Annotated in this window: 22 protein-coding genes, 1 pseudogene and 1 riboswitch; of the genes and pseudogenes, 16 read left to right on the top strand and 7 right to left on the bottom strand. The window is 44.4% G+C overall.

Features of this window, described 5'->3' with window-relative positions; all coding sequences use genetic code 11:
- Positions 1–68: 68 nt before the first annotated feature.
- The 4 genes from AB3489_RS09055 to AB3489_RS09040 all read right to left on the bottom strand — a co-directional run bounded on the left by AB3489_RS09055 (position 69) and on the right by AB3489_RS09040 (position 3033).
- On the bottom strand, positions 69–818 hold the full coding sequence (locus AB3489_RS09055) for an ABC transporter ATP-binding protein (protein WP_019225748.1): 750 nt from the start codon (positions 816–818) through the stop codon (positions 69–71).
- A gap of 15 nt (positions 819–833) precedes the next feature.
- On the bottom strand, positions 834–1847 hold the full coding sequence (locus AB3489_RS09050) for an ABC transporter substrate-binding protein (RefSeq protein ID WP_368292634.1): 1014 nt from the start codon (positions 1845–1847) through the stop codon (positions 834–836).
- 84 nt (positions 1848–1931) lie between these two features.
- The gene (locus AB3489_RS09045) at positions 1932–2729 is read right to left on the bottom strand and encodes an ABC transporter permease (protein WP_368292633.1); all 798 of its coding nucleotides are present in this window, start codon (positions 2727–2729) and stop codon (positions 1932–1934) included.
- A gap of 16 nt (positions 2730–2745) precedes the next feature.
- Positions 2746–3033 carry a thiamine-binding protein gene (locus tag AB3489_RS09040; RefSeq protein ID WP_015042425.1) on the bottom strand — a complete coding sequence of 96 codons (288 nt, stop codon included), beginning with the start codon at positions 3031–3033 and terminating at the stop codon, positions 2746–2748.
- A gap of 115 nt (positions 3034–3148) precedes the next feature.
- Positions 3149–3255, bottom strand: a riboswitch (TPP riboswitch).
- A gap of 186 nt (positions 3256–3441) precedes the next feature.
- Here AB3489_RS09040 and AB3489_RS09035 point away from each other — a divergent pair.
- The 10 genes and pseudogenes from AB3489_RS09035 (at position 3442) to AB3489_RS08990 (ending at position 11009) form a co-directional block, all read left to right on the top strand.
- Positions 3442–4161, top strand: coding sequence for a demethylmenaquinone methyltransferase (locus AB3489_RS09035; protein ID WP_368292632.1), 720 nt, complete (start codon positions 3442–3444; stop codon positions 4159–4161).
- A 240-nt stretch (positions 4162–4401) separates the two neighbouring features.
- On the top strand, positions 4402–4824 hold the full coding sequence (locus AB3489_RS09030; RefSeq protein ID WP_019225752.1) for a CBS domain-containing protein: 423 nt from the start codon (positions 4402–4404) through the stop codon (positions 4822–4824).
- A gap of 395 nt (positions 4825–5219) precedes the next feature.
- Positions 5220–5858, top strand: a complete 639-nt coding sequence (locus tag AB3489_RS09025; RefSeq protein ID WP_019225754.1) for a B12-binding domain-containing protein — start codon at positions 5220–5222, stop codon at positions 5856–5858.
- Positions 5859–5894: 36 nt separating this feature from the next.
- Positions 5895–6059: pseudogene (locus AB3489_RS09020) on the top strand (uroporphyrinogen decarboxylase); the annotation flags it as partial.
- Positions 6060–6437: 378 nt separating this feature from the next.
- Complete coding sequence (locus AB3489_RS09015; RefSeq protein WP_368292631.1) at positions 6438–7064, top strand: YigZ family protein; 627 nt, start codon at positions 6438–6440, stop codon at positions 7062–7064.
- Between the two features lie 297 nt (positions 7065–7361).
- Entirely contained in the window at positions 7362–7853 is a 492-nt protein-coding gene (locus AB3489_RS09010) for a TadE/TadG family type IV pilus assembly protein (RefSeq protein ID WP_368292630.1), read from the top strand.
- Entirely contained in the window at positions 7846–8400 is a 555-nt protein-coding gene (locus AB3489_RS09005) for a TadE/TadG family type IV pilus assembly protein (protein ID WP_019225758.1), read from the top strand. Before AB3489_RS09010 ends, AB3489_RS09005 begins: the two co-directional genes overlap by 8 nt.
- A 61-nt stretch (positions 8401–8461) precedes the next feature.
- Positions 8462–8920, top strand: coding sequence for a pilus assembly protein TadG-related protein (locus AB3489_RS09000; RefSeq protein WP_242837050.1), 459 nt, complete (start codon positions 8462–8464; stop codon positions 8918–8920).
- Positions 8921–9160: 240 nt separating this feature from the next.
- Positions 9161–10156 (top strand): acyltransferase family protein, encoded by a 996-nt coding sequence (locus tag AB3489_RS08995; protein WP_368292629.1) that lies wholly within the window; start codon positions 9161–9163, stop codon positions 10154–10156.
- A 94-nt stretch (positions 10157–10250) separates the two neighbouring features.
- On the top strand, positions 10251–11009 hold the full coding sequence (locus AB3489_RS08990; protein WP_348980997.1) for an HAD family hydrolase: 759 nt from the start codon (positions 10251–10253) through the stop codon (positions 11007–11009).
- A gap of 88 nt (positions 11010–11097) precedes the next feature.
- Here the strand turns inward: AB3489_RS08990 and AB3489_RS08985 are convergent, their stop codons facing one another.
- A complete protein-coding gene (locus tag AB3489_RS08985; RefSeq protein WP_019225762.1) occupies positions 11098–12492 on the bottom strand; it encodes an NAD(P)/FAD-dependent oxidoreductase in 1395 nt (464 codons plus the stop codon).
- A 75-nt stretch (positions 12493–12567) separates the two neighbouring features.
- Here AB3489_RS08985 and AB3489_RS08980 point away from each other — a divergent pair, with 75 nt between their 5' ends.
- The 3 genes from AB3489_RS08980 to AB3489_RS08970 all read left to right on the top strand — a co-directional run bounded on the left by AB3489_RS08980 (position 12568) and on the right by AB3489_RS08970 (position 15248).
- On the top strand, positions 12568–13986 hold the full coding sequence (locus AB3489_RS08980) for a hypothetical protein (protein ID WP_368292628.1): 1419 nt from the start codon (positions 12568–12570) through the stop codon (positions 13984–13986).
- A gap of 116 nt (positions 13987–14102) precedes the next feature.
- Entirely contained in the window at positions 14103–14945 is an 843-nt protein-coding gene (locus tag AB3489_RS08975) for a PRC-barrel domain-containing protein (RefSeq protein ID WP_368292627.1), read from the top strand.
- Between the two features lie 12 nt (positions 14946–14957).
- Positions 14958–15248 (top strand): hypothetical protein, encoded by a 291-nt coding sequence (locus tag AB3489_RS08970; protein WP_368292626.1) that lies wholly within the window; start codon positions 14958–14960, stop codon positions 15246–15248.
- A gap of 124 nt (positions 15249–15372) precedes the next feature.
- Here the strand turns inward: AB3489_RS08970 and nth are convergent, their stop codons facing one another.
- Positions 15373–16026: an endonuclease III gene (nth, locus tag AB3489_RS08965; protein WP_368292625.1), complete on the bottom strand. Its 654-nt coding sequence runs from the start codon at positions 16024–16026 to the stop codon at positions 15373–15375.
- A gap of 28 nt (positions 16027–16054) precedes the next feature.
- The gene (locus tag AB3489_RS08960; RefSeq protein WP_368292624.1) at positions 16055–17434 is read right to left on the bottom strand and encodes a uridine kinase; all 1380 of its coding nucleotides are present in this window, start codon (positions 17432–17434) and stop codon (positions 16055–16057) included.
- 267 nt (positions 17435–17701) lie between these two features.
- Between AB3489_RS08960 and thrC the strand changes: the two genes are divergently transcribed.
- From thrC to AB3489_RS08945, 3 genes are all read left to right on the top strand, one after another.
- Complete coding sequence (gene thrC, locus AB3489_RS08955) at positions 17702–19183, top strand: threonine synthase (RefSeq protein WP_368292623.1); 1482 nt, start codon at positions 17702–17704, stop codon at positions 19181–19183.
- A 374-nt stretch (positions 19184–19557) separates the two neighbouring features.
- A complete protein-coding gene (acs, locus tag AB3489_RS08950) occupies positions 19558–21489 on the top strand; it encodes an acetate--CoA ligase (RefSeq protein ID WP_368292622.1) in 1932 nt (643 codons plus the stop codon).
- Between the two features lie 271 nt (positions 21490–21760).
- Positions 21761–22237: a hypothetical protein gene (locus AB3489_RS08945; RefSeq protein ID WP_368292621.1), complete on the top strand. Its 477-nt coding sequence runs from the start codon at positions 21761–21763 to the stop codon at positions 22235–22237.
- Positions 22238–22330: the final 93 nt, after the last annotated feature.

The following is a 22330-nucleotide window of genomic DNA, read 5'->3' as shown; positions in this document are numbered from 1 at the left end:
AAAAGAACCCAGCGGGATTTCAAAAAAGTTTTTCAGGTATTGAAACATCTTCAAACGTTCTTTGAATATCAAGTTCCCAGCAAGTGAAACAGTTTTGTCTTCAAAGGCAATATCCCGGAAGAAAAAATCAGTTCTGGATCACGCGGCCGAGGAAACGGAACGTCGATGATCTCGACAACTTCTGCCGGGTATTTGCTGAGTACAAAAATTTTATCCGACAGCAGGATTGCTTCCTCAATATCATGGGTAATAAAGAGCACGGTATGCTTCGTTTCAATCCAGATTGATAGCAGCCAAAGCTGCATTTCTCTGCGGGTCAGGGCATCAAGCGCCCCGAAAGGCTCATCCAAAAGCAGCGTGGGCTGTCCGAATAAGATGGTTCGGAGCAGGGCGCCGCGCTGTTTCATGCCGCCGGAAAGCTGATGAGGATAGTAATCGGCAAAATCGAGCAGCCCGAAATGTTCCAGACCCTTGATGGCCTCGACTGAAGAGATTTTTTTATCCTGGCGTCTGAGATCGCAGCCCAGCGTTACATTTTCCCGAAGGGTTCGCCACGGAAGAAGCAGGTCTTTTTGAAACATGTAGCCGACATGTCCTGGCATTCCGGTGATTTCTTGGTCATCGAGAAGGATTTGCCCCTGGTCGGGCTTTTCAATACCGGCGATAAGATTGCACAGCGTACTCTTGCCGGAACCGGAAGGCCCGATCAGGGAGACGAAAGAACCGCTCTCAATGGTCAGATTCAAATCCCGGAAAATCTCCATGGATTGACCGTTTTCGATATAGGTTTTCGAAAGGTTTTTTAAGGCAAGTGTCAAGGCGTCTGACCTCCATTATCTGGTCGGAAGAAAATCATTGGTAAAAGCTTTGGATGAATCCATCATTTTGGTGACGAGCTTATTGTCATAGAGCCACTTGCTGTAGTTTTCCCAGACAGTTGCTTTCTGGACACCCCATTGTTTCGCATCGGCTTTGTACTGCGGGCTCAGCCAGGCCTGACTGCGTTTGATCATTTCCGGATCGGATTCAGGAGCGTATTTGATCAAGATTTCAGCTGATTCTTCCGGATTCCCAATTGCATATTCGTAGCCGGCACTGATTGCCTGCATCATTTTGCGGACAGTATCGGGGTTACTCTGAATCATTTCCTCGTTCGAGACAATGACCGGTGTGTAATAATCGAGGGCAGGGTCGATATCTTTCAACCAGATCATATTAAGTTCCTGTCCTCTGATTTCAGCCTGGATACCTGTCCAACCATAGAAAATCCAGGTCAGATCAATATTGCTATTCAAAGAGGCCAACTGATCGGTTTCCCCGATATTGACCATGTTGATTTTGCTGAAGTCGGCATTTTCTTTTTGCATCAGCGCTGTAAGGATCGCGGTTTCCGAAGGCAACCCCCAACCGCCGTATGTTTTTCCTTCAAAATCCTTGGCTGTCAGGATATTCTTGCTTCTCAGCGAGACAAAACCAGAGGTGTTGTGTTGAATGATGGTTGCCAGAGAGACAAGTGGCAAGTCACTGAGGCGGGCAGATGTAACCTGTTCCTGTGCACTGATACCAAAATCTACCTTTCCGGTTGCAACAAGCTGCTCGAGTGTTCCTTGGCTCGATGGGTTGACAATGTTGACTTCGAGTCCCTGGTCTTTGAAATAGCCTTTATCCTGAGCAACAAATAGCCCGGTATGATTCGTATTCGGTGTCCAGTCCAGCATAAGCGTTAGTTTAACCGGCTGGTTATTCTGGCCGGAGTTCTGTTCAGCCTGTTTGCTGCAACTCGAAAGAGCCACAGTGAGAATCAGAAGGAGCACAATAAACGTAACCAATATCTTTTTCGTTTTCATTTCTATACCTCACTTGTATTTTTTGGGGGGCGAAGGAACGTATCTTTTCTCCTTGTTTACGGGGACGAAAGATACGTCCCTGGGTCAGCTTGTCCGTCTGTATCGGGAATACCAGGGAAGCAGTAGCCTGGTCAGAATAATAATGATTGCATAATAAAAGAAGCTGAGAGCAGTGATTGCAATGATTGCTGCAAATACTCTGTCGGTAAGGAAATTATTCGAAGAACGCAGCAGATAGACACCGAGCCCTTGGCTTGCTCCAAGCCATTCACTGATGACAGCCGTCATGACACTGTAGGCAGCAGCAATTTTCAAGCCTGAAAACAGTGCCGGCATAGCGTGAGGCCAACGGATTAGGGAGAATACCTGCCATTTGGATGCGCCCATGCTTTGCAGCAGATGCAGAAGATCTAAATCGCTTAATTCAAGGCCTTCAAGCAAACTGATCGCGACCGGAAAAAAACAGACCAGAACGACAATCAAGATTTTAGGCAGTACCCCATACCCCAGCCAGAGCAACAGCAGCGGTGCGACCGCTATCAAGGGGATCGTCTGGGAAATGATCAGAAATGGGTAAAACACCCGCCGAGACAGCGGAAACAGCGTCATCAGTGTGCTGACCGTCATGCCCAGAGCAACAGCGAGCCCTAAGCCCAACGTCGTCTCAATGATCGTTGCTTTGGTATGGCCCCAGATCATGTCCTTCGTATTCCAGAGAGCTTTCCCGATCTGAGAAGGAGAGGGAAGAAGCCAGCGGGGGATGCTGAAGTAATTTACCGTAAGCTGCCAGACTGCCAGCAGCACAACCAAAAAGAAAAGGGCAGGGGCATACCTCAGCAGTACAGCCGGTGGTCGGAATCTCCGGCTATTGTTTTTCAGCAATGGGAATCCCTTCTTTTCAGCGGTACTTGGCAATTTTCTCATTGATCGTGGAACCCTGGGGTACATAGTCAATTTTTACATTGGTCATTACCCTGGAAGCCCCGGCTTTGATACAAGCCTCCATAGCATCTTTGATGACCTGCCAGATTTCATCAGGCTCTCCTTCAAGTGCTGTTTCCATCGGACCGACTTCGTAGGGAAGGCCGCTTTGGGCGACAACTTTGATTGCTTCATCAACAACCGGATAGATTCTGGATTCCTCAACTTTTGGAATGACCTGAAAGGCCATTGTTATCTTCGCCAAAATACATTTCTCCTTCACGTATTTTATAGATTACTGTCCGTGACTTTGTAAATAATAAGACACTGCTTATCAACCATGACCGACAAACAAAAAACGCTGCAAAGGCAGCGCAGTTATTAAAGTTTTTTATTATTACTACGCTGGCATTACCCAGATCAGTTTTAAGGGTCGGATACGTGATATCCCTCTCAGCCAGCATCCCCAGCTCCCCATACTATTAAATTAGTTTTATCCTACCATAGTTGAAAATCATTAGCAATAGTGTTTTAGATTACTGTTTGCTTTTCATCAGATCATTTGCTTCTCAGGTGAGATATTCTAGATAGTTCTTAAATTGGACAATTTGGGCTAATTATCATATGATAGTACTGACCATATACTGGGCAAGATGGTACAAGGAGAGAGAAAATGGATTTTGCAGGCAAAGATAAATCAGAATACGTCAAGGAAACGTTTAACGCAATTGCCGGGAAATATGATCTGATGAATTCCCTGATGAGTATGGGGATGGATAACGCCTGGCGGGCCAAAGCAGTCAGGATTGTCGAGGCTAAACCCGGAATGAAGATGATTGACCTGTGCTGCGGAACCGGCAAGCTTACCAGAGAAATTGCCGTCGCCGTCGGGGATTCCGGCAGAGTCACCGGAGTCGATTTTTCAGAGGAAATGCTGGTTGTGGGCCGGAAAAATATTGAAAATGACCGTTACAAAGCGAGTATTGAGCTTTTGCAGGGCAATGCGATGAGCTTGCCTTTTACCGACAACAGTTTTGACGGAGCGACCGTTGGCTGGGGGCTCAGGAATCTTCCTGATCTGCGCCGCGGAATCCGGGAAATGATCCGTGTTGTCAAACCTGGTTCGATGGTTGTATCTCTGGATATGGGAAAACCGACTATACCGGTTTTCAAACAGCTTTACTGGCTGTATTTTGAGAAGATCGTCCCGTGGCTGGGAAAAATCCACGGCGGAAAACAAAAAGAATACACGTATCTTTATGATTCAGCCTGTGAGTTTGAATCTCAGCGTCAGCTCACCATGATCTTTGCTGAATGCGGACTTCAGGATACGGGATATAAAAATCTTGTCGGCGGTGTTGTGGCGATCGTGTATGGCCGAAAACCAAAATGAATCAAACAAATAGAATAAAAATAGGGAATTCAATTAATAAACAACAATAATAGCAGTAATAACGTAATAAAATTATCCCCGGGTCAACCGAGGATAATTTTATTTTTACAGCAAAAGATAGTACAGATAATCATTTTTCTTTAATTAAAATCAACGTTTTACAAAGGGATTATTTACTGACATAATTCATTGGTTTCAGTGAAAAACTAGTGGAAATATTAAAACGGAGGTGTTTTTTATATGCGGGTCATGGATATTATGTCAACAGATGTAAGCTGGGTGGACCCAGCAGCCAAAGTTACGGATATCGCTAAAATTATGAGAGATAAAGATATTGGTGCTGTTCCGGTCGTTCAGGCCGGCAAAGTATTGGGAATTATTACAGACCGGGATATTGTTCTGAGGGTCATCGCTTCGAACAAGGATGTCAACCAGATGACGGCCGAGCAATGCATGACGGTAGATCCAATCTGTATCGATGGCACGCAGGATATCGATACTGTTGCTGAAACCATGGCTGAATACCAGGTAAAACGTCTTCCTGTGCTGAACAAGGGGCAAATTATTGGGGTCATTGCGTTAGGTGACCTCGCGATTGAAAATATTCATATCAATGAGGCTGGAGAGGCTTTAAACGGTATATCGCGAGGCATCAGCCATTAATGCCAGATAGGAAAGATACTTCAATCATAAATGGGATATGCTTTACAATGGCATATCCCATTACATATTTTATGGAGGTTTTATGAGTGAAAACAAAATATCATTTTTAAGCGGCTCTTTTTTGTGGTTTGGTGCTGCAATTTTCTCAGGCAGTTACGATGTGGTGGAAATTCAATAAATAGATACTGTCAGACAAAATCCAAAAGTATGAATTGAGATACATGTACCATAAAAGATTGTGTAATGTTACAGCTAAAACAGTTCTAAAGATGTAATCAATGATCCGGATATATTTGAACATAAAATTTCTAAAAATCATTTCATACTAAATTTAAAAAAATGTATATTTGGTATAGTTGCTTGTATACACAAATTTTTATGGAGGATGATCTGAAGTGGTGGATTTGAAAGTCCTGACTCAAGCGATGTCCGATTTGGACGAAGACGTGCTAAACAAGGCCATTGATGAAGTACTAAGTAAAGACGACAATGCCGCAGAAGCTCAAGAAGTTGTTAAAGCTTGTCAGCAAGGTATGACACTCGTAGGTGAACGCTATGATTCGGGCGAGTACTTTATCGGAGATTTGGTCTTCGCCGGGGAAGTGTTGCAAAGTGTAATGGACAAGCTCAAACCGGCTTTAAGTGCAGGTTCCTCAGCAAAAGGCGGAAAGATTGTTTTAGCTACAGTCTTTGGAGATATTCATGACATAGGCAAAAATATTTTCAGATCCGTGGCTGAAGCCGCGAGTTTTGAGGTGATCGACCTGGGGATCAATGTTCCGGTTAACCAGATCGTGGACAAGGTAAAAGAGGTTAACCCTGATATTATAGGATTAAGCGGCGTACTGACTTTGGCGCTGGATAGTAAGAAAGAAACAGTTAATGCGCTTAATGAAGCAGGCCTTAGAAATTCAGTTAAGGTGATTATCGGCGGAGTACCCGTTAATGAGAATGTATGTAAAAGTATAGGTGCCGATGCCTTTTCGACAAACGCAGCTGAAGGTGTAAAAATATGCCAGAGATGGGTGGGTTGATCAATAAGTGAAGCTATGAACCTCTATCAAGAGCGGACCAAGGAAGAATGTATTGCCAAAGCGAAAGAATTAATCGATGGTATGGCAGGCGGAGGATACATTTTTGGGACCGATAAGGAACTTCTTGCACCAGCGGATGGTAAGGCGGAAAACATTATCGACGTAAATAAATTTGTCATGGAGTATGGTATTTATAAATAAGAGGTGTTTCACGATGGAAGAACAATTGTTGATTTCTTGGAGTGATATCGTTAAAGAGCTCCGGAACTCGCAGACAAGGACCCCGCGATGGGAATGAATTGGGATATTGGACAGGAAATGAGTTTTGCCTATGTAACTTTCCTGGCACTCTTTTAAACAAATATCCGTACTGCCGGAAGTAGTTTACCAGTGCCTACTGGCAGGGAAAAATATAGAAGCAACTATCAGCCAGGAGAAAATCCTGGCTTTTTTGTGTTCGGTTATAGTGTGAAAAAGTCAAATATAAGAAGGGTTAAAGGATATAAGTTGAAATCTATGTTATATTTAGAATATAGGTACTGGCTAAAACTATAATTAAGTTAATGGTGGGGACGAAAAGTGGAAGCATTTAAAACAATCGAGAGAGAGACAGAGGCCGAACAAGTCGTTGAAAAATCAAGGTTTATCGCTTTGGTTAAATATATCGAAGGCACGGCCGAAGCCGAAAAAAATATGAAGGAAATCCGGGAAGTCCTTCCTAATGCCCGTCATTATGTATACGCTTACCGTATTCACGAAGGCAGGATTGAGAAAGCCTCGGATGACGGCGAACCGCAGGGTACAGGGGGAAGACCGATCATGGAACTGCTCCAGCACCGGCAGCTCTGGAACATCCAGATCATTGTTGTGCGTTATTTTGGCGGTATCCTGCTTGGTACCGGTGGACTTACAAGAGCCTATGGCGGGACAGCCCGCCTTGCATTGGAGAACACAGCGATTGTCCAGCTCGTTCCGCACCGGATCTATGTACTCCGGATTCCGTACTCCTGGTTTGAACAGATCCGGTACGGCCTGAAGCAAAAGGGCATGGAAAGCGGTAATAAAAAGTTTAGTGAAGAAATTGATCTTGAAGTATACATCCGGGATGGAGATCAGGATACCTTTACTGGCTGGCTGCATGAATTCACCAACGGGCAGGTTTCCTGGAAGGATGCTGGGGCTGTATTAAAGTCGGTTAGCGTATAGAAAATAAGACCCTCAGGGGCCTTTTTTTTTACGCAAAATATGGAGGTACTGGGAACGCATGGATTAATCTACTGGTACTATTGGGAAACAAAAATAGTCCGAAAGTATCAATTTCTTGTAAAAGACATCATTTCGACAAATTTCCTCTTGAGGGTCTGAGTTTTTATAGATAGAATCCATATAAAACCAAATGTAAAATGATTGTAAACTAAACGTAAATATATTGTAAAAAATAGACAAGGCTTAACTAGTTGCATATGGCAGCGGCTGATTATATTAATGCTGGGCGGTAAAAATATGAAAATCAGAGAATTTATTAGTTTACGGGAATGCAAAAAAGGTCAGGCTATGGTGGAATTTGCACTGGTTTTGCCTATCTTACTACTATTTTTTGGTTTTATTTTGGATGCCGGACGAATTGTCGATGCACAAGTATTGGTACAGAGTGCAGCAAATGAGGGAATCCGGCAAGTTACCAGCAAGACAAATATCAAAGAACAAGTAAAAAATTCCATTAGTGATTATACAGACAGATTGGATTTTGATCAGTTAACCGTTGAGGCCAAAGCTGGAGAGACAAAACGAAGGAATTATACGTATCATGCGAACAAGGGATCTCAATTTCAAGAATTACCAAGCTATTATACATATTTTAACGCGACAGTAACCTTGGAATATGATGTACCGGTGCTCATGCCGCAGTCAAAATTGTTTTTTGGTGATGAATTTAGGGTATTGTCAACATTTACTTCGCAGGTGTTTTTAGAGGGGTACCCTGAGGATGGTTAGAGATATCGAACGGATACGTTTGAAGGGAAGGGTGTTCAATTTGATGCGCATGCTAAAAAATGAAAATGGACAGGCACTTGTTGAATTTGCCCTGGTACTTCCTTTATTTCTAACGTTAACGTTTGCTGTGATAGATTTAGGGTGGATGATGAATAAGTATCTTACTTTTGATTACGCTTATCGCAATGCGTCTTGGACAATGGGTATAAGCTATGATAGTGATTATTCCCAAACTATCAGTGGAGAATCTGCCAAAAAAGCAATAAAAGAGGCGATGGAAAAGACATCGTCGCTGGTTGATGAGGAAGATCTGTCTGTGAGTGATGCCAAGTTAAAATGTTGGACTGAAAAGAAAGACTACTACACGCCCAAAAGTGGCGGCGGTACGGATCAAAATACAAAAAAATGGAGATATGCGCAGATCACAGCCAGTTTAGTTTATACAGTTGAACCGTTGACTCCGGTAGGAAGAGTGATATTCGGAGAACAGCTGACATTTACGAAAAACCTTAAAAAAAATCGACTGATTATGACAAAAGAAGGTTAGCAAATCAAAGTGTGTTAGGTCAGAAAGTAGGTGGCATATGCCTAGAAGCGTCTGCTTGCTGATGCGTAAACTTTTAAAAAATGAAGATGGAAATATCACAATTCTATTTGCTGCCCTGTTAATTGTATTGTTTGGGTTTACAGGACTTGTTGTAGATATTGGCGGGATGTACTTAAATCGTCTACACTTGTTTGAGGTTGGGCAAATAATCAGGGATGCGCGTTTTAATGAAACATTGGCGATCGATCATTCGGAAAATCCTGAAGCGACGCTCAATGACATTGCCGACACCTATGCAGTATTAAATGGACTGGATGAAAGCCAGGTAAGCGTAGATTATTATCAGACAAAACTGACGGAAACAGAACGAAATTACGAATTGGATATTAATCTTACAGATACCTATGACTGCATATTTATAAAAATCTTCGGTATTGATACCCAAACAATTAATGTGACCATACATGGAACCAGTACAGCTGCAAAATCACCCCGAATATGGGCTCCAGGAAGAAAGTAGTCTTCATGTTCCCGACCTGGTTATCCGTGATAAATTCCTCCTGTTCCTCTGCCGGAAGCCCATATTTTTTTCCCCTCTGAAAAGATAAAAACTGCTGACAAACGATTGCCTTGTCAGCAGCCTGGCCCCCTGTTAAATACAAGGGGCCAATTAAATGCAATTTTTTAAGGATTCTTGACAAAATGAATGATATAATAAACCAGATCAAATCATCAGGAAAAGAAAGGAACCCGACAGAGGATGAATCAAAGAGATCCGTACTTCGACAACCTGAAATTCATGCTGATTGTTTTGGTGGTTGTCGGTCATATGATTGAACCCCTGATCTATATTCCAGCTTTCAAATCCATTTATGCGTTTATTTATTCATTTCATATGCCGCTGTTTGTTTTCATTTCCGGCTATTTTGCCAAGAATATTGATGATCCGAAATATGAGATAAAAATTATCAGCAGACTAGTCATACCCTATGTTATTTTCGAAATGATCTATTCCGTTTTTGACTTTTGGATTTTCCATAAGGAAAGCCTGCATTTTACTTTTTTTACGCCGTACTGGATCATGTGGTTTTTATTCAGCATGATTATTTGGAAAGTGGCGCTGCCTTATGTGGTCAGGATCAGATATGCACTGCCTGTTACATTTCTTTTCGGCCTTATTGCCGGATATACGGGTGAGCTGGGTTACTATGCGAGCCTGTCGCGGATTGTTGTTTTCTTTCCGTTTTTCCTGGCAGGCTTTTATTTTGAGAAAAAGCATCTGGAAAAGCTGCTGACGAAAAATTGGCGCTTCGCTGCTGGCGGTGTTATGCTACTGGCTTTTCTGGCTTTCTGTTATTTTGGTCAGAATTATACCGTTACGTGGTTTTATGGGAGCGCATCTTATCAGGCGCTTGGCGCTACGGAATGGTTCGCAGGTCTATACCGTGGAGGTATTTACCTGCTGGCTGTAGTTTTAGGTCTGAGCCTGCTGCTGCTGGTGCCTGGCAGGAAGGTTCCTCTGGTTTCAGCGTTGGGGCGCAATACGATGTATACGTATCTGCTTCATGGATTGATCGTGAAGGCCCTTGTTGCATACGGGTTTTATCAGGTTTTGCAGACAGGACCGCAGCGAGCGCTGGTAATAATACTTGGGGCAGCGCTGGCAATCATCCTGGCCTTGAACGGAATTAGAACTTTATTTAAATGGATGGTTGAACCCAAGGTGTCTTTTCTTTTTAAGGAGAACAGCAAATGAAATAAATTAAATATTTGAAGGCTACATATTGGCGAATATGAGAGAAGTCAAATAATTAATTGGTTAATAAAAATAATATATATTGAATTAGAAAATCTCCTTCGGGATACAACTATACGGTTGGTTCTTTGGTGTATTTGAAAGTATTCGTACAATCAAGGAGGGGATTAGCATAGGAATCAAGCTTGCTGTATTTGATATTGACGGTACCTTGGCACCAACGGACGATCCGATTACTGCCCAGGTAGCCTGTAAATTAAGATCGCTGGAACGTCAGGGGATCAGAATTGTTTTTATTTCCGGTCGGACGGCTTCCTACCTGGCGGGATTGGCTAGGGGAATTGGGATCTGTCAACCTTTGGTTGCAGGAGAAAACGGCGGCGTTATTTTTGAGCCGCTGCGTAAATGGGAGAAAAAGCTTGAAGCTATCCCGCACCAGATAGGTGAGGTAATGAAGCAAGATCTTCTGAAAAAATTTCCGGATCTCTGGTTTCAGCCCAATCAGACGATGCTGACTGCTGCACCTAAGGATTTTTCCACGGTTAATTTATTGTATCAGGCAGTACAAGCTCTGGAACCGGTGAAGAGAAATAAGTATAAAATCAATCGATACGATGATTGTGTAGAGGTCATGCCCAAAGAAAACAGCAAGGGTCGGGCCCTTGCTGTGGTCAAAGAGATCCTTGGTATTCGCAGTGAGGAAGTCATTGTATTTGGAAATACGATCGTGGATTTGCCAATGAAAGACGAAACAAACGATTTCCTTATGATCGGGGATGCAGCCGTTGCGGAAGGTATCAGCAACTACCCCTGTATAGAAGAAGCTCTCGACTACCTCGAAAGCAATCTATAGTTTACATAGTTTCTAGCATGCAGATTTACGGGCCAATAGCCGAAAAGCGGTATTATAGCCCGCAGATAAGCCAAAACCTATAAGCCAGCTAGACTTCAAGCTTTTTTAGTATATTGCGGGCGACATAGATGCCGCTGGCTGCGGACTGGGATAGGGAACGGGTAATGCCTGCTCCGTCGCCAATCGCATAAAAGTTCGAATACTTTGTTTCCAACTGCTTGTTCAGCTGTGGCCTGGCCGAATAGAATTTCACTTCAACGCCGTAAAGCAATGTATCATAGTTCGCCGTTCCGGGTGCGATTTTATCCAGTTTATAGATCATTTCAATGATATTATCGAGATGGCGTTTCGGAAGGGCAAGTCCAAGATCGCCGGCGTTCGCGGATTGCAAAGTGGGTTTGGTGAATGATTTCATCATTCTTTTTTCATTTGTCCGCCGGCCTTTCATCAGGTCGCCGAAGCGCTGAACGATGACACCTTCGCCAAGCATGTTGGAAAGCGTGGCGATATATTTGCCATACTTTAATGGTTCGTTGAACGGAGAAGTGAATTTATTACAGACCAGCAGCGCAAAATTCGTATTGTTGCTTTTCAGTTTATCGTCGGAATAACTGTGACCGTTTACAGTAAGTACGCCGACGGTATTTTCTGTGACGACATGTCCCCGGGGATTCATGCAGAAGGTTTTGACCAGGTCATTGTATTTCCGGGTGTAGTAATGCAACTTAGCCTCGTAGACTTCATCGGTGATCTGACTGAACACTTCGTAAGGAAGTTCGACTCTGACGCCGAGATCAATTTGATTGTTCGTCATCGGAATATTCATCTTCCTGCATAATGAAGTAAACCACTCGCTTCCAACCCGGCCAACCGCGCAGACCAGACAGTCACAGGAATATTCCCCAACGGCTGCGGACAAAATATACCTGTCTTTATTCTGGGAAACATCGATGATTTCTGTCTTATGTCTGATTTCAACTTTGTCCTTTAAAAAATTGAAGATATTGGTCATGATTTTAAGATTATTCTCAGTGCCAAGGTGTTTGACTTCGGCCTGGAGAAGATGAAGATCGTTTTGGAGCGCAATTTTTCCGATTTCGCGCGCTTTGGGAGTTTGGGTACTAAAACGTTTGGTCGTTGCGCCAAAGTCAACAAGCATGGAATCCATATACTCTATCAGATCCATGACATGGTCATTGGAGACATACTCATTCAGCCAGCCACCAAATTCGGTGGTAAAATTATATTTTCCGTCAGAAAAGGAACCGCACCCTCCGAACCCCTCCATGATCGCACAGGTCGGGCAATTGGCACATTTCACGGATTTGTTTTCAGTCAGGGGGCATTTTCGGTCGCGTATGCTGTTTCCTTTTTCAAAAATGCAGATGTTAAGCTTAGGGTTGTGTTTGATCAGTTCATAGGCACACATTATACCGGAGATTCCACCGCCGACAATACCGATATCATAATGTTTCATGATCATAGTCCTCTCATTTCAAATGATTCAACCCATAAAAAAGTATAGCATTTGTCTTTTGGAAAAGGAAGTGAATATCGTTTGCCAAGTCCCGGCATGCTTGTCTACTTTGCTTTTATTCTTTTGATCATAATCGCCATTTTTTTTAAGAAAAAACCGGTAATCATTGCTGCCATTGGACTTTTGGCCGTAGGCGTGCTGGACACCGGCAGCTTCTTTGGGGGAATTCAGGCTGCCTTCCGGGGGTTTCTCCTGACAGCTGCGGATCTGCTTCCGATCATCCTGCTGATCGGATTGGTAGTCGCTATGACCGGCATGCTGAAAGAAACGAAAACGGAAACCATCCTGATCAAGCCAATTCTGAAGATTAAAAATGCCGCTTATTTGTACTGGCTCGCAGGGGTCATGCTGCTTACCTTTAGTTTATTTCTTTGGCCGACGCCTGCAGTCTCCCTGCTGGGGGCTTTGATCCTTCCACTGATTCACCGCAGCCGGATTTCTCCGCTTGGTTTGGCGGTTGGTCTATGCATTTTTGGCGAAGGAATTGCGCTGGCCGGTGATTACGTGATTCAGGGTGCGCCCAGCCTTAGCGCCAGGTCAGCCGGTGTCGCTCTGGAGCAGGTCTTACGGCAGTCTCTGCCGCTTGTATGCGGAAGCGGGATCATCGCTTCTTTGATCGGCTTTCGAATGATGATGGTTCAGCAAAAGAAAAACATTCCTGCGTACGTGGTGGCAGACAACAGGGAACGACTGGACGGGCAGAAGGGGGAGGAGCAGCAAAAAGAACTTGATGTACTTTCTCCGATAAAGCAAAACCATCAGATTCAGAAAAGAAAAAGAATGATCCTGGCGCTGGCGGCAGTTGCATTTTACTTGTTGGCAGTGATCTGGCTGATCTATGGCAGATTGCGGGGAGACAGTGCCGTAGCGGTTATCGGCGGCGTAACGCTGCTTGTCCTGATTCTTGGCACGATTTTGACTGATTATAAGACATCTTTTAATACTTTTGGGCGGCATATCCAGACCGGAATGAAGTTTTCAATGGAGGTATTTGCCCCGATCGTTGTAATATCAGGTTTCTTCCTCCTCGGGACGCATTCCGGTTATGAAAATGTCCTGCTGCACCAAGGTGCGGGCTATCTGGAACAGCTGGCCTATAAGTTATCCGGTATCGTGGTGCTTAATAAGTATTCCTGTGCCTTGCTGGTAATGCTGACAGCGGTATTGGGGGCAATGAGCGGATCCGGTTTCGCTGCTCTGCCATTAGCCGGCGGGATTGCGGCAGCTCTCGGACAGGCGGCCGGAATTTCAGCCGTTCCTTTGGCCGTTCTGGGGCAGGTTACGGCAATTTGGACAGACGCTGCAGTGATTCCATGGGGATTCCCGGCTATTGTCAGTGCGGTCACCCAAACGGAAGCCGCACAGATTGTCCGGCTGAATGTGCTGCCTTGGCTGGCTGCACTTTGTTTCAGCCTCATATGGACCTTATTCAGTTATTGAAGCAATAAGGTTGTATTTGTATTTTATTCGATAAAGAAGGAGAATTTTGTATGATTGTAGAACTACATCCAGAGTGCAATGATAGTCATTTTTAATAGGCGGGAGGATATCGGAAAATGAAGTCTTCGGCAGAAATTCGGGGTTTGAAAATTATCAGCATAAATGAAGGAAAGCAAATTAGCACTGTCAAAGACATCATCATCAATTCTGAGGATGGGAGTTTGGCTTTCTTTGTCATCGACCAGCCGTCAGATTATTTTGGTGCAAGATTAATCGCTTACGCCGATATCCTGGGGTTAGGGGATTATGCATTAATCATCAATGACAGCACCGTTGTTCAGGATGTTGCGCATAACGACCTTGCTGTGGAACTTCTAAAAAAAGATGTCAAGGTCGTTAGTTCTCAGGTTCTGACGACCCGGGGGTGCCTAATAGGTCAGGTGAAGGAAATACTGTTCGATGAAACAACCGGAATAATTGCAGCCTGTGAGGTCGTTGATCCGCAGGGGAAATGCAGCGAATTTAAATGTGATCACGTGATCACGTACGGTAAGGAGATCATTCTGATTGATGACAATCCTCCTTCTTCAGGAAAACAAGCCAAGGAACTGATCAAGCTGGAACGGAACAAGGCGTTAGAGGCATCCGAGCCATCGAGCGGTAAGGAGAGCCCGGCCTTGAGTGAAAAAGAGCTTTTGAAGAAGAAAATTGAACAGTTCGGTAAGAGTGAAAGTTTACTGAAGACAGCTGAAAATAGCGGGACAATCATATATCCGGAGGATTTTAATGTCTTTGAGCAGCGCCAGCTTCAGTTCCTGCTCGGAAAAACGCTGAATAATGACATTCAGCTTGAGAACGGTACAGTATTAAAAGCAGGAGAGCAAATTACGGGTGAGAATCTTTCCGGGGTGAAAAACCGCAGCACATTAATGCAGTTGACAGCTCATGTTGTAAAATAGGGTGGAAATAAAATGAATGCTACGAATTATGCACTGATTTGCGCCGTGCTCTTAACGGTCATATTCTGCTCTGCCGGGATATATCTGCTTGTACTGCTGCGTTCAGCACGCCGGACTATGCAAGTAATGGACAGTGCATTAAACACGGTCCGGGATATTGCTGCCAAAGCTGAAGAATTTATCGGGGAGGCGCAGGAAACCTTAAACGTCATTAATGCGAAATTGCCTGAGATGGTGGAAAATCTGGCCGCTTCTGCAGCCAATATCAAATCGGTCAGTGAAACGGCCAGAGTTCCTTGTTGATGAAAAATGAACCGGGACAGCAAAAAAAAACGGGCAGATTTATGTTCAAAGGGTATTCGTTCTGGAAAAAGCTAAAGAAGCACTAATGCTTAAGAACTATCATTTTATTCAGGAAGAATAGATACTAGGAAGCGCTGGTAAATGCCGGACAGCAGTCTTTCAAAGGACAGATCGGGCATTCCGGCTTCCGGGCATGGCAAAGTCTGCGACCGTGAAAAATCAAACGGTGATGGGTATCTATCCATAGTTCCTTAGGGATAAGAGCGGTAAGCTCTTTTTCTACTTTAGAAGGGTCTTTTTCCCGGGACAGGCCGAGCCGATTGGCAACCCTCAGCACATGGGTATCCACAGGTAAAGCAGGAATGCCATAGGCGTTTGCTAAGACTACTCCGGCTGTTTTACGGCCAACACCCGGCATTTTTACGAGGTCATCCAGATTCGAGGGGACATCTCCGTGATGTTCTTCAATGAGCAGCTCGCAGGTCTGCAGAATATTTTTGGCTTTGGTGCGGAAGAGTCCGATCGGGCGAATGATTTCTTCAAACTCGCGGGGAGTGATCTCCAACATCTTTTTGGGAGTGGGGCAGCGTTCGAAAAGTACGGCTGTTACTTTGTTGACCTTTTGGTCTGTGGTCTGGGCACTGAGAATTGTTGCAACAAGGAGTTCAAAGGGGTTGCGAAAATTAAGCTCACAGTGCGCTTCCGGATAGGTTTGTTCTAAAATACAAAGAATGCGGTTCATTTTACAATCACGCATCATAAGTCTGTTGGGTTCCATCATTTTCTCCTTGGATGATATGTTATGGCTATTCACTATAGATACTTCCTCCGATAAATTCCCGGAGAATTGAATTTAAGGGGATGTTGGATGTGTCCATGGGTTCAAAAAACGACAGAAGATTCAGCAAACGAATTGAAGTATCGTAAAACCTATTTGTTTCCTGAATTTTTTCAAGAAGGGGTTCGGCAAATGAACGCAGGGCGTTCATTTCAAAGAGCAGGCTGGAATTAAACATGATATCTGCTTCTTCCTGGTAGCGGAAAACGCTGGTATTTTCCCCGCGTCTGACACTTGGCCACTGATTCAGAGTCCGCTCCGGGCCAAAGCCCCTGAATTTATCGTCGCGTACGATTCGTCTGATCAGTCTCGCCTCAGTTGTCGGGACGCGGTTATGGCGGTCGATATTCAGCAGAAAAAGCGCACTGATATAGACTTTAAAGAACGAATTTCTGTTAATGGTGAGTAAACCTGGGTTCAGGGCATGGATGCCTTCGACCAGCAGGATATTGTCCGAGTCAAGACGGATACAATTTCCGTCCGGATTTCTCTTCCCGGTGAAAAAGTTGAATACCGGTGTCTGGACCGTTTCTCCCATAATCAGTTTATCCAGATGTTCATTGAGCAGCGCAAGGTCCAGGGAGTATAGGGTATCAAAATCCAGCTGTCCGGAAGCATCACGCGGAATGTTTTCCCGATTCAGGTAATAGTTGTCCAGAGATAAGGAAATCGGTTTCAGGCCGTTGACGATCAGCTGAGTCGAGAGACGATGGGTAAAGGTCGTCTTCCCTGATGAGGATGGTCCTGAAATCAGCACGATTCTGACATTTTTATTTTCATTGGTTATTATATCCGCAATGTCCGCGATCTTTTTCTCCTGGAGAGCTTCAGCAATATTAATGAGATCGATGGAGCGGCCGTTTCTGATATAGGAATTCACGTCCTTGACCTCAGCCAGATCCAGGACTTCAAGCCAGCGTTGAGTTTCCGTATAGGTTGCTGAAAGCTTTTTGGGAAGAACAAAGTCTGCCAAATAACCGGATTCATCGGAAAAATCCAGGATAAATCCCGGCTGAAAAGGAATAAGCCGGAAATCCTTGATGGCAGAAGTATCCTCGAAGGCGGAATAAATTGATTTTATGATGGCTTCATCCAATTTGTAGATATGAAAATTCTCTTCTTTCCTCAAAAATTCAATGCAGTTTTTATTATAAGCCCAGCTCTTTAACGCTGTTTCAATCTGTCTGACTTCTCTGGGAGAAACCAAGGAGCCGGAAAATTCGCAATAAACGCCGTCAAGGATGGAATAAGGAATCTTCAGCATTTCTTCGGGGAACAGTTCCTGGATTACCTTGATTAAGCCGAGCAGCAAAGTCTGTCTATATTTGCGGGTGAAATTATCTTTCATCGTATTTCGCCTTGCTTTCTGGTTGATTTGAGGAATGTCAAGCCATATGAGTCATTTTATCCAGTGCATCAGTCGCTTATCCAATATATTCTTGCTCAGGCGTAAAATACCTTGTCTTGTGTTCAAAATAATACAGGATAATCCTTGATAGTTAAGCAGGATTCTATTATAGTTATATTGTTTTTACGTGTCTTTTCATATAAAATCAAGTAAAATATCAATTATTGATGATTGAAATATTGCACAGTGATTATTGGAGGAGAAAAAATGTATCTTAGTACCCGCGGCAACATTGATGCTCAAACCTCTGCCCAGGCGATTGCTCTAGGAATGGTACCTCAGGGAGGACTATTTGTTCCTCAGGAGATCCCCTGCGTGGATTGGAAACAATATGCCAACTGCAGTTACGCCGAGCTTGCTATGCAAATTATGAAGCTGTATTGCGGAGATCTACCGGCAGGAACGCTGGAAGAGGCAGTCAAAGTATACGGAGACGGACGTTTTGATACGTCAAACCCCGCACCGCTTGTTGAAGTCGGTGGCTGCGGGATGCTGGAACTCTGGCACGGCCCAACCGCTGCTTTTAAGGATATGGCCCTGCAGATGCTGCCTTATCTGCTTACTGCAAGTATTAAAGAACTTGGGCTTGATGTGGAAGTTCTGATTCTTACGGCGACTTCCGGAGATACCGGCAAGGCCGCCTTGGACGGATTTAAGGATGTTCCGGGTACCCGGATTGTGGTTTTTTATCCCGACGGCGGCGTCAGTGCTGTGCAGGAGCGCCAGATGGTTACGACAGGCGGAGGAAATACTTTCGTTGTAGCGGTCAACGGAAATTTTGACGAGTGCCAGACTGCAGTTAAAAAGATTTTTTCATCTGAAGAACTGCGCCAAAAATTGGATGCCAACCATATGGTTTTCTCCTCAGCGAATTCCATCAACTGGGGAAGACTGCTGCCTCAAATTGTTTATTATTTCTGGGCTTATCTCGAGGCAGTAAGACTCGGAAGAACTGCTGCGGAAGAGAAAATCAACATCGTGGTTCCCACGGGTAATTTTGGCAATATTCTGGCCGCTTATTATGCTAAGAGAATGGGACTGCCACTGGGCAAACTGATTTGTGCATCGAATAAAAACAATGTGCTTACAGACTTCTTCACTGCCGGAACTTATGAAAGCAATCGTCCGTTTTATCTGACTTCGTCACCTTCAATGGACATCCTTATTTCCAGCAATTTTGAGCGCTTTTTGTTTGAAGTATCCGGAAGGGATGCCGGCAAGACCAGTAGCTGGTTCCAACGTCTCTCCAGCGAAGGAAAGTTCAGTGTGGATCCGGATACTTTGACTGCCTGTAGGGAGAATATGATCGCTGGCTGGACGGATGAAGAGGGTGTTTTCGAAACCATCAAAAAAGTGTATGAAGAAGACAACTATCTGCTGGACCCGCATACGGCTGTCGCGATGAAGGTTTACAACGATTATCGAGAAAACAGCGGGGACAAAACCTTTACTGTCCTGACTTCAACGGCGAGTCCTTTCAAGTTTGCTCAAAGCGTTCTGACAGTAATTGCCGGCGACAGGTACAGAGAATGTGGCCCCTGGGAAGCGTTGACCGGGCTCAGCGCTTTGACAGGCTGGGATATCCCTTCCGGGCTGCAGGGTTTAAGAGAGAAGCCTGCCCAGGAGGTATACAGGTGCCAGCCGGAGGGAATTACCGCTTATCTGGAAAGGAAATTTCTCAAGGACTAGTACCTATGTTGGACATATTTGGATTTGCACTTGCATTTGAAAATATCATCAAGTAAAATAATTAATTGGAAGGATGGGGAACCTTCCTGGGAGAAAAGGTGGACGAGGTGGCTGAAACAGGCAGTGGAACGTACGCTGCCTGTTTCACTTATTAATCTATAAGCAGGAATGAATGATCAGATGAGAAGCAAGATATTTAAAGACACATATAGATAAGATGATAAAGAAATCTGGAGATACCGGCGAAGGCCGGTATTTTGCGTTTAACCCTTAAATACGGGCAATTGACTCCAAAGCAGACGATTTGGGCAGTCGGTTGTGATATGATGAAAAAAATAAAAAATTATCGTTGGGTCGGTAAGGAGGAAAAAGAGATGTCCAAAGAGATTACCCTAAGTTCAGAAAATAAACACGTCTTTCAGAGTTCAGAGGAATTCAGGAAAGATGCTCTCATTTCCGACCCGGGCATTTATCAAAAGGCAGAAGACAGATTGGCCTTTTGGGAAGAGAGGGCTTCAACGCTTAGTTGGTTCAAAAAATGGGATACGGTTCTGGAGTGGAATCCGCCATTTGCCAAATGGTTTAACGGCGGTAAACTCAATGCGTCCTACAATTGTTTGGACCGGCATTTGGCCGGGCCCCGGGCGGGTAAAAATGCCATTGTTTTTGAAGGCGAAAATGGTGATACCCAAATGCTCACCTATAGGGAGCTGCATCATGAAGTCAGCAAATTTGCTGGGGTACTTCGCTCTCTCGGTGTGAAAAAGGGGGATGTTGTCACTATCTATTTGCCGATGATTACGGAAGCAGTCGTTGCCATGCTGGCCTGCTCCAGAATCGGAGCGCCGCACAGTGTGGTCTTCGGCGGATTCAGCGCTGAGGCCATTCGGGACAGAATCAATGATGCTAAATCGAAGATTGTGATTACGGCTGATGCCGGCTATCGCCGCGGAAAGGTTCTTCCGCTCAAAGAAAATGTCGATGAGGCTCTGAAAGGTGTCGCGGAAATCGATAAAGTCATCGTGGTCAGACGGGTAGGCCTAGATAATGCCGTACAAGGAGAAAGAGATGTCTGGTACCATGAGCTGATGAAGGATGCTGCAGCCGATTGTCCGGCTGAAGAAATGGATGCGGAAGATATTCTGTTTATCCTATATACGAGCGGCACCACCGGAAAGCCTAAAGGCGTTGTGCATACGACCGGAGGTTATCTGACGGGGGTTTCGACGACCCATCAGTATATTTTTGATCTGAAGGAAAACGATATTTATTGGTGTACGGCCGATATCGGCTGGATTACAGGCCACAGCTATCTTGTATATGGACCGCTGGCCAACGGTGCGACGATATTCCTCTTTGAAGGAACGCCTGACTACCCTGCGAAGGACAGATACTGGGAACTGATTGAAAAGTACGGGGTAACCATTCTGTATACCGCGCCTACGGCAATCAGGACCTTTATGAAATGGGGAGAAAGCTATCCCCAGAAAAGAAACTTGACCAGCCTTAGACTCCTCGGGACGGTTGGAGAACCGATCAATCCTGAAGCCTGGTTATGGTATCACAAGCATATCGGCGGAGAAAGATGCCCGATCGTCGATACCTGGTGGCAGACGGAAACAGGAATGATTATGATTTCAGCTCTGCCGGGAGTAACCGACATGAAGCCCGGTTCCTGTTCTGTGCCTTTCCCGGGTGTCAAAGCCGAAATATTGAACAGATCCGGACAGCCGGTTCAAAACGGAGAGGTTGGATTCGTTGCGATCACCGAACCCTGGCCGGCAATGCTCAGAACGGTTTATGGTGATGACAAGCGCTATAAGGACACCTACTGGGGAACATGGCCAGACAGATACTTTGCCGGGGACGGGGCCAAAGTCGATGAAGACGGTTATTTCTGGATTATCGGCAGAGTCGATGATGTCATCAATGTTTCCGGTCATCGAATCGGTACAGCTGAAGTCGAAAGCGCCCTTGTTGAGCATCCGGCTGTGGCTGAGGCTGCCTGCATCGGTAAAAGCCATGAAGTAAAAGGGCAGGCAATCGCAGCTTTCGTCACCCTCCGTGAAGGGGTTGCAGCCAGGGAAGACTTGGTGAATGAACTTAAGAATCATGTTGCCGCCAAAATCGGGGCAATCGCCAGACCTGATGAAATTCATCTTACGGAAGAATTGCCGAAAACCCGCAGTGGGAAAATTATCCGTAGAATCTTAAGAGACATTGCTGAAGGGAGGGCAATCGGCGATACGACGACCCTTGCCGATGCCTCAGCAGTTGAAGCGCTGCAGCAGATTGGGAAGCAGTAAGAGAGTAGGTATTAAAATTAAGCATTACGAGCGGGTACAAATGTCCCGGCTAAAATAAGTAAGAGCACTGCTGCTGTCATAAACAGTCAGAAGTGCTCTTTGCTTTGTAGGCCTTATGAACCATTGCTTTCTTAATTGGACTGTTGCTTGTCATGTCATAGATCTCTGTTTACTGATATACAACATTATTTTAAGACTGTCATTTGCATAATAATTTCGAAAAGCAGGAATGATTAATATCAGCATTCTCTTTAGTAAAGGAGCACGTTTTATGGCTGTAAAATTTATTCCGATGGTCTATACATTTATTTTTGTATTGACTATGGTTGCCGTTGTTCCGAGAGCAGAAATTCGAAGACTATCGATCTACGGAATCATATTCGGGGCTATATTTGATGTTATTGCGGCGGCCATCGGCTATTTCACCGGATTGTTCGGGTATATCAATTACCAGGAGTTCGGGATAATGGCAGTGCATTTTTTTGCTCCGATATCCTGGGCTGTATTTTATGTTTTATACTTCTACTTTTTACCTAAGAAAAATATTTACCGCTATGTTTATGTCTTATCCGGGATATTTTACAGCGTGATGTTTTCTCAGGTGATCTCCAAACTGGGAATTTTAAAACCGGGTCCGCTGATTTATCCCATCAGCCTTTTTATCATCTGGTTCCTATTAGCGACGTGGGGCTATTTGAAACTTGTTGATTACGATAAAAAACCAGGAGCTAAAACAGAAGACACTTGATCAAAATTTCAACCTTATTATTAGATTAAAAGTTAGATAATAAATTAAATAGACTTATATAGACCTTGGAAAATTTAAGGTATAATGAAGCTT

The organism is Dehalobacter sp. TBBPA1, assembly GCF_040931655.1.
GTDB lineage: Bacteria > Bacillota > Desulfitobacteriia > Desulfitobacteriales > Syntrophobotulaceae > Dehalobacter > Dehalobacter restrictus.
Note: the sequence above shows the minus strand (reverse complement) of the source record. Positions and strands in the feature narration are given on the sequence as shown.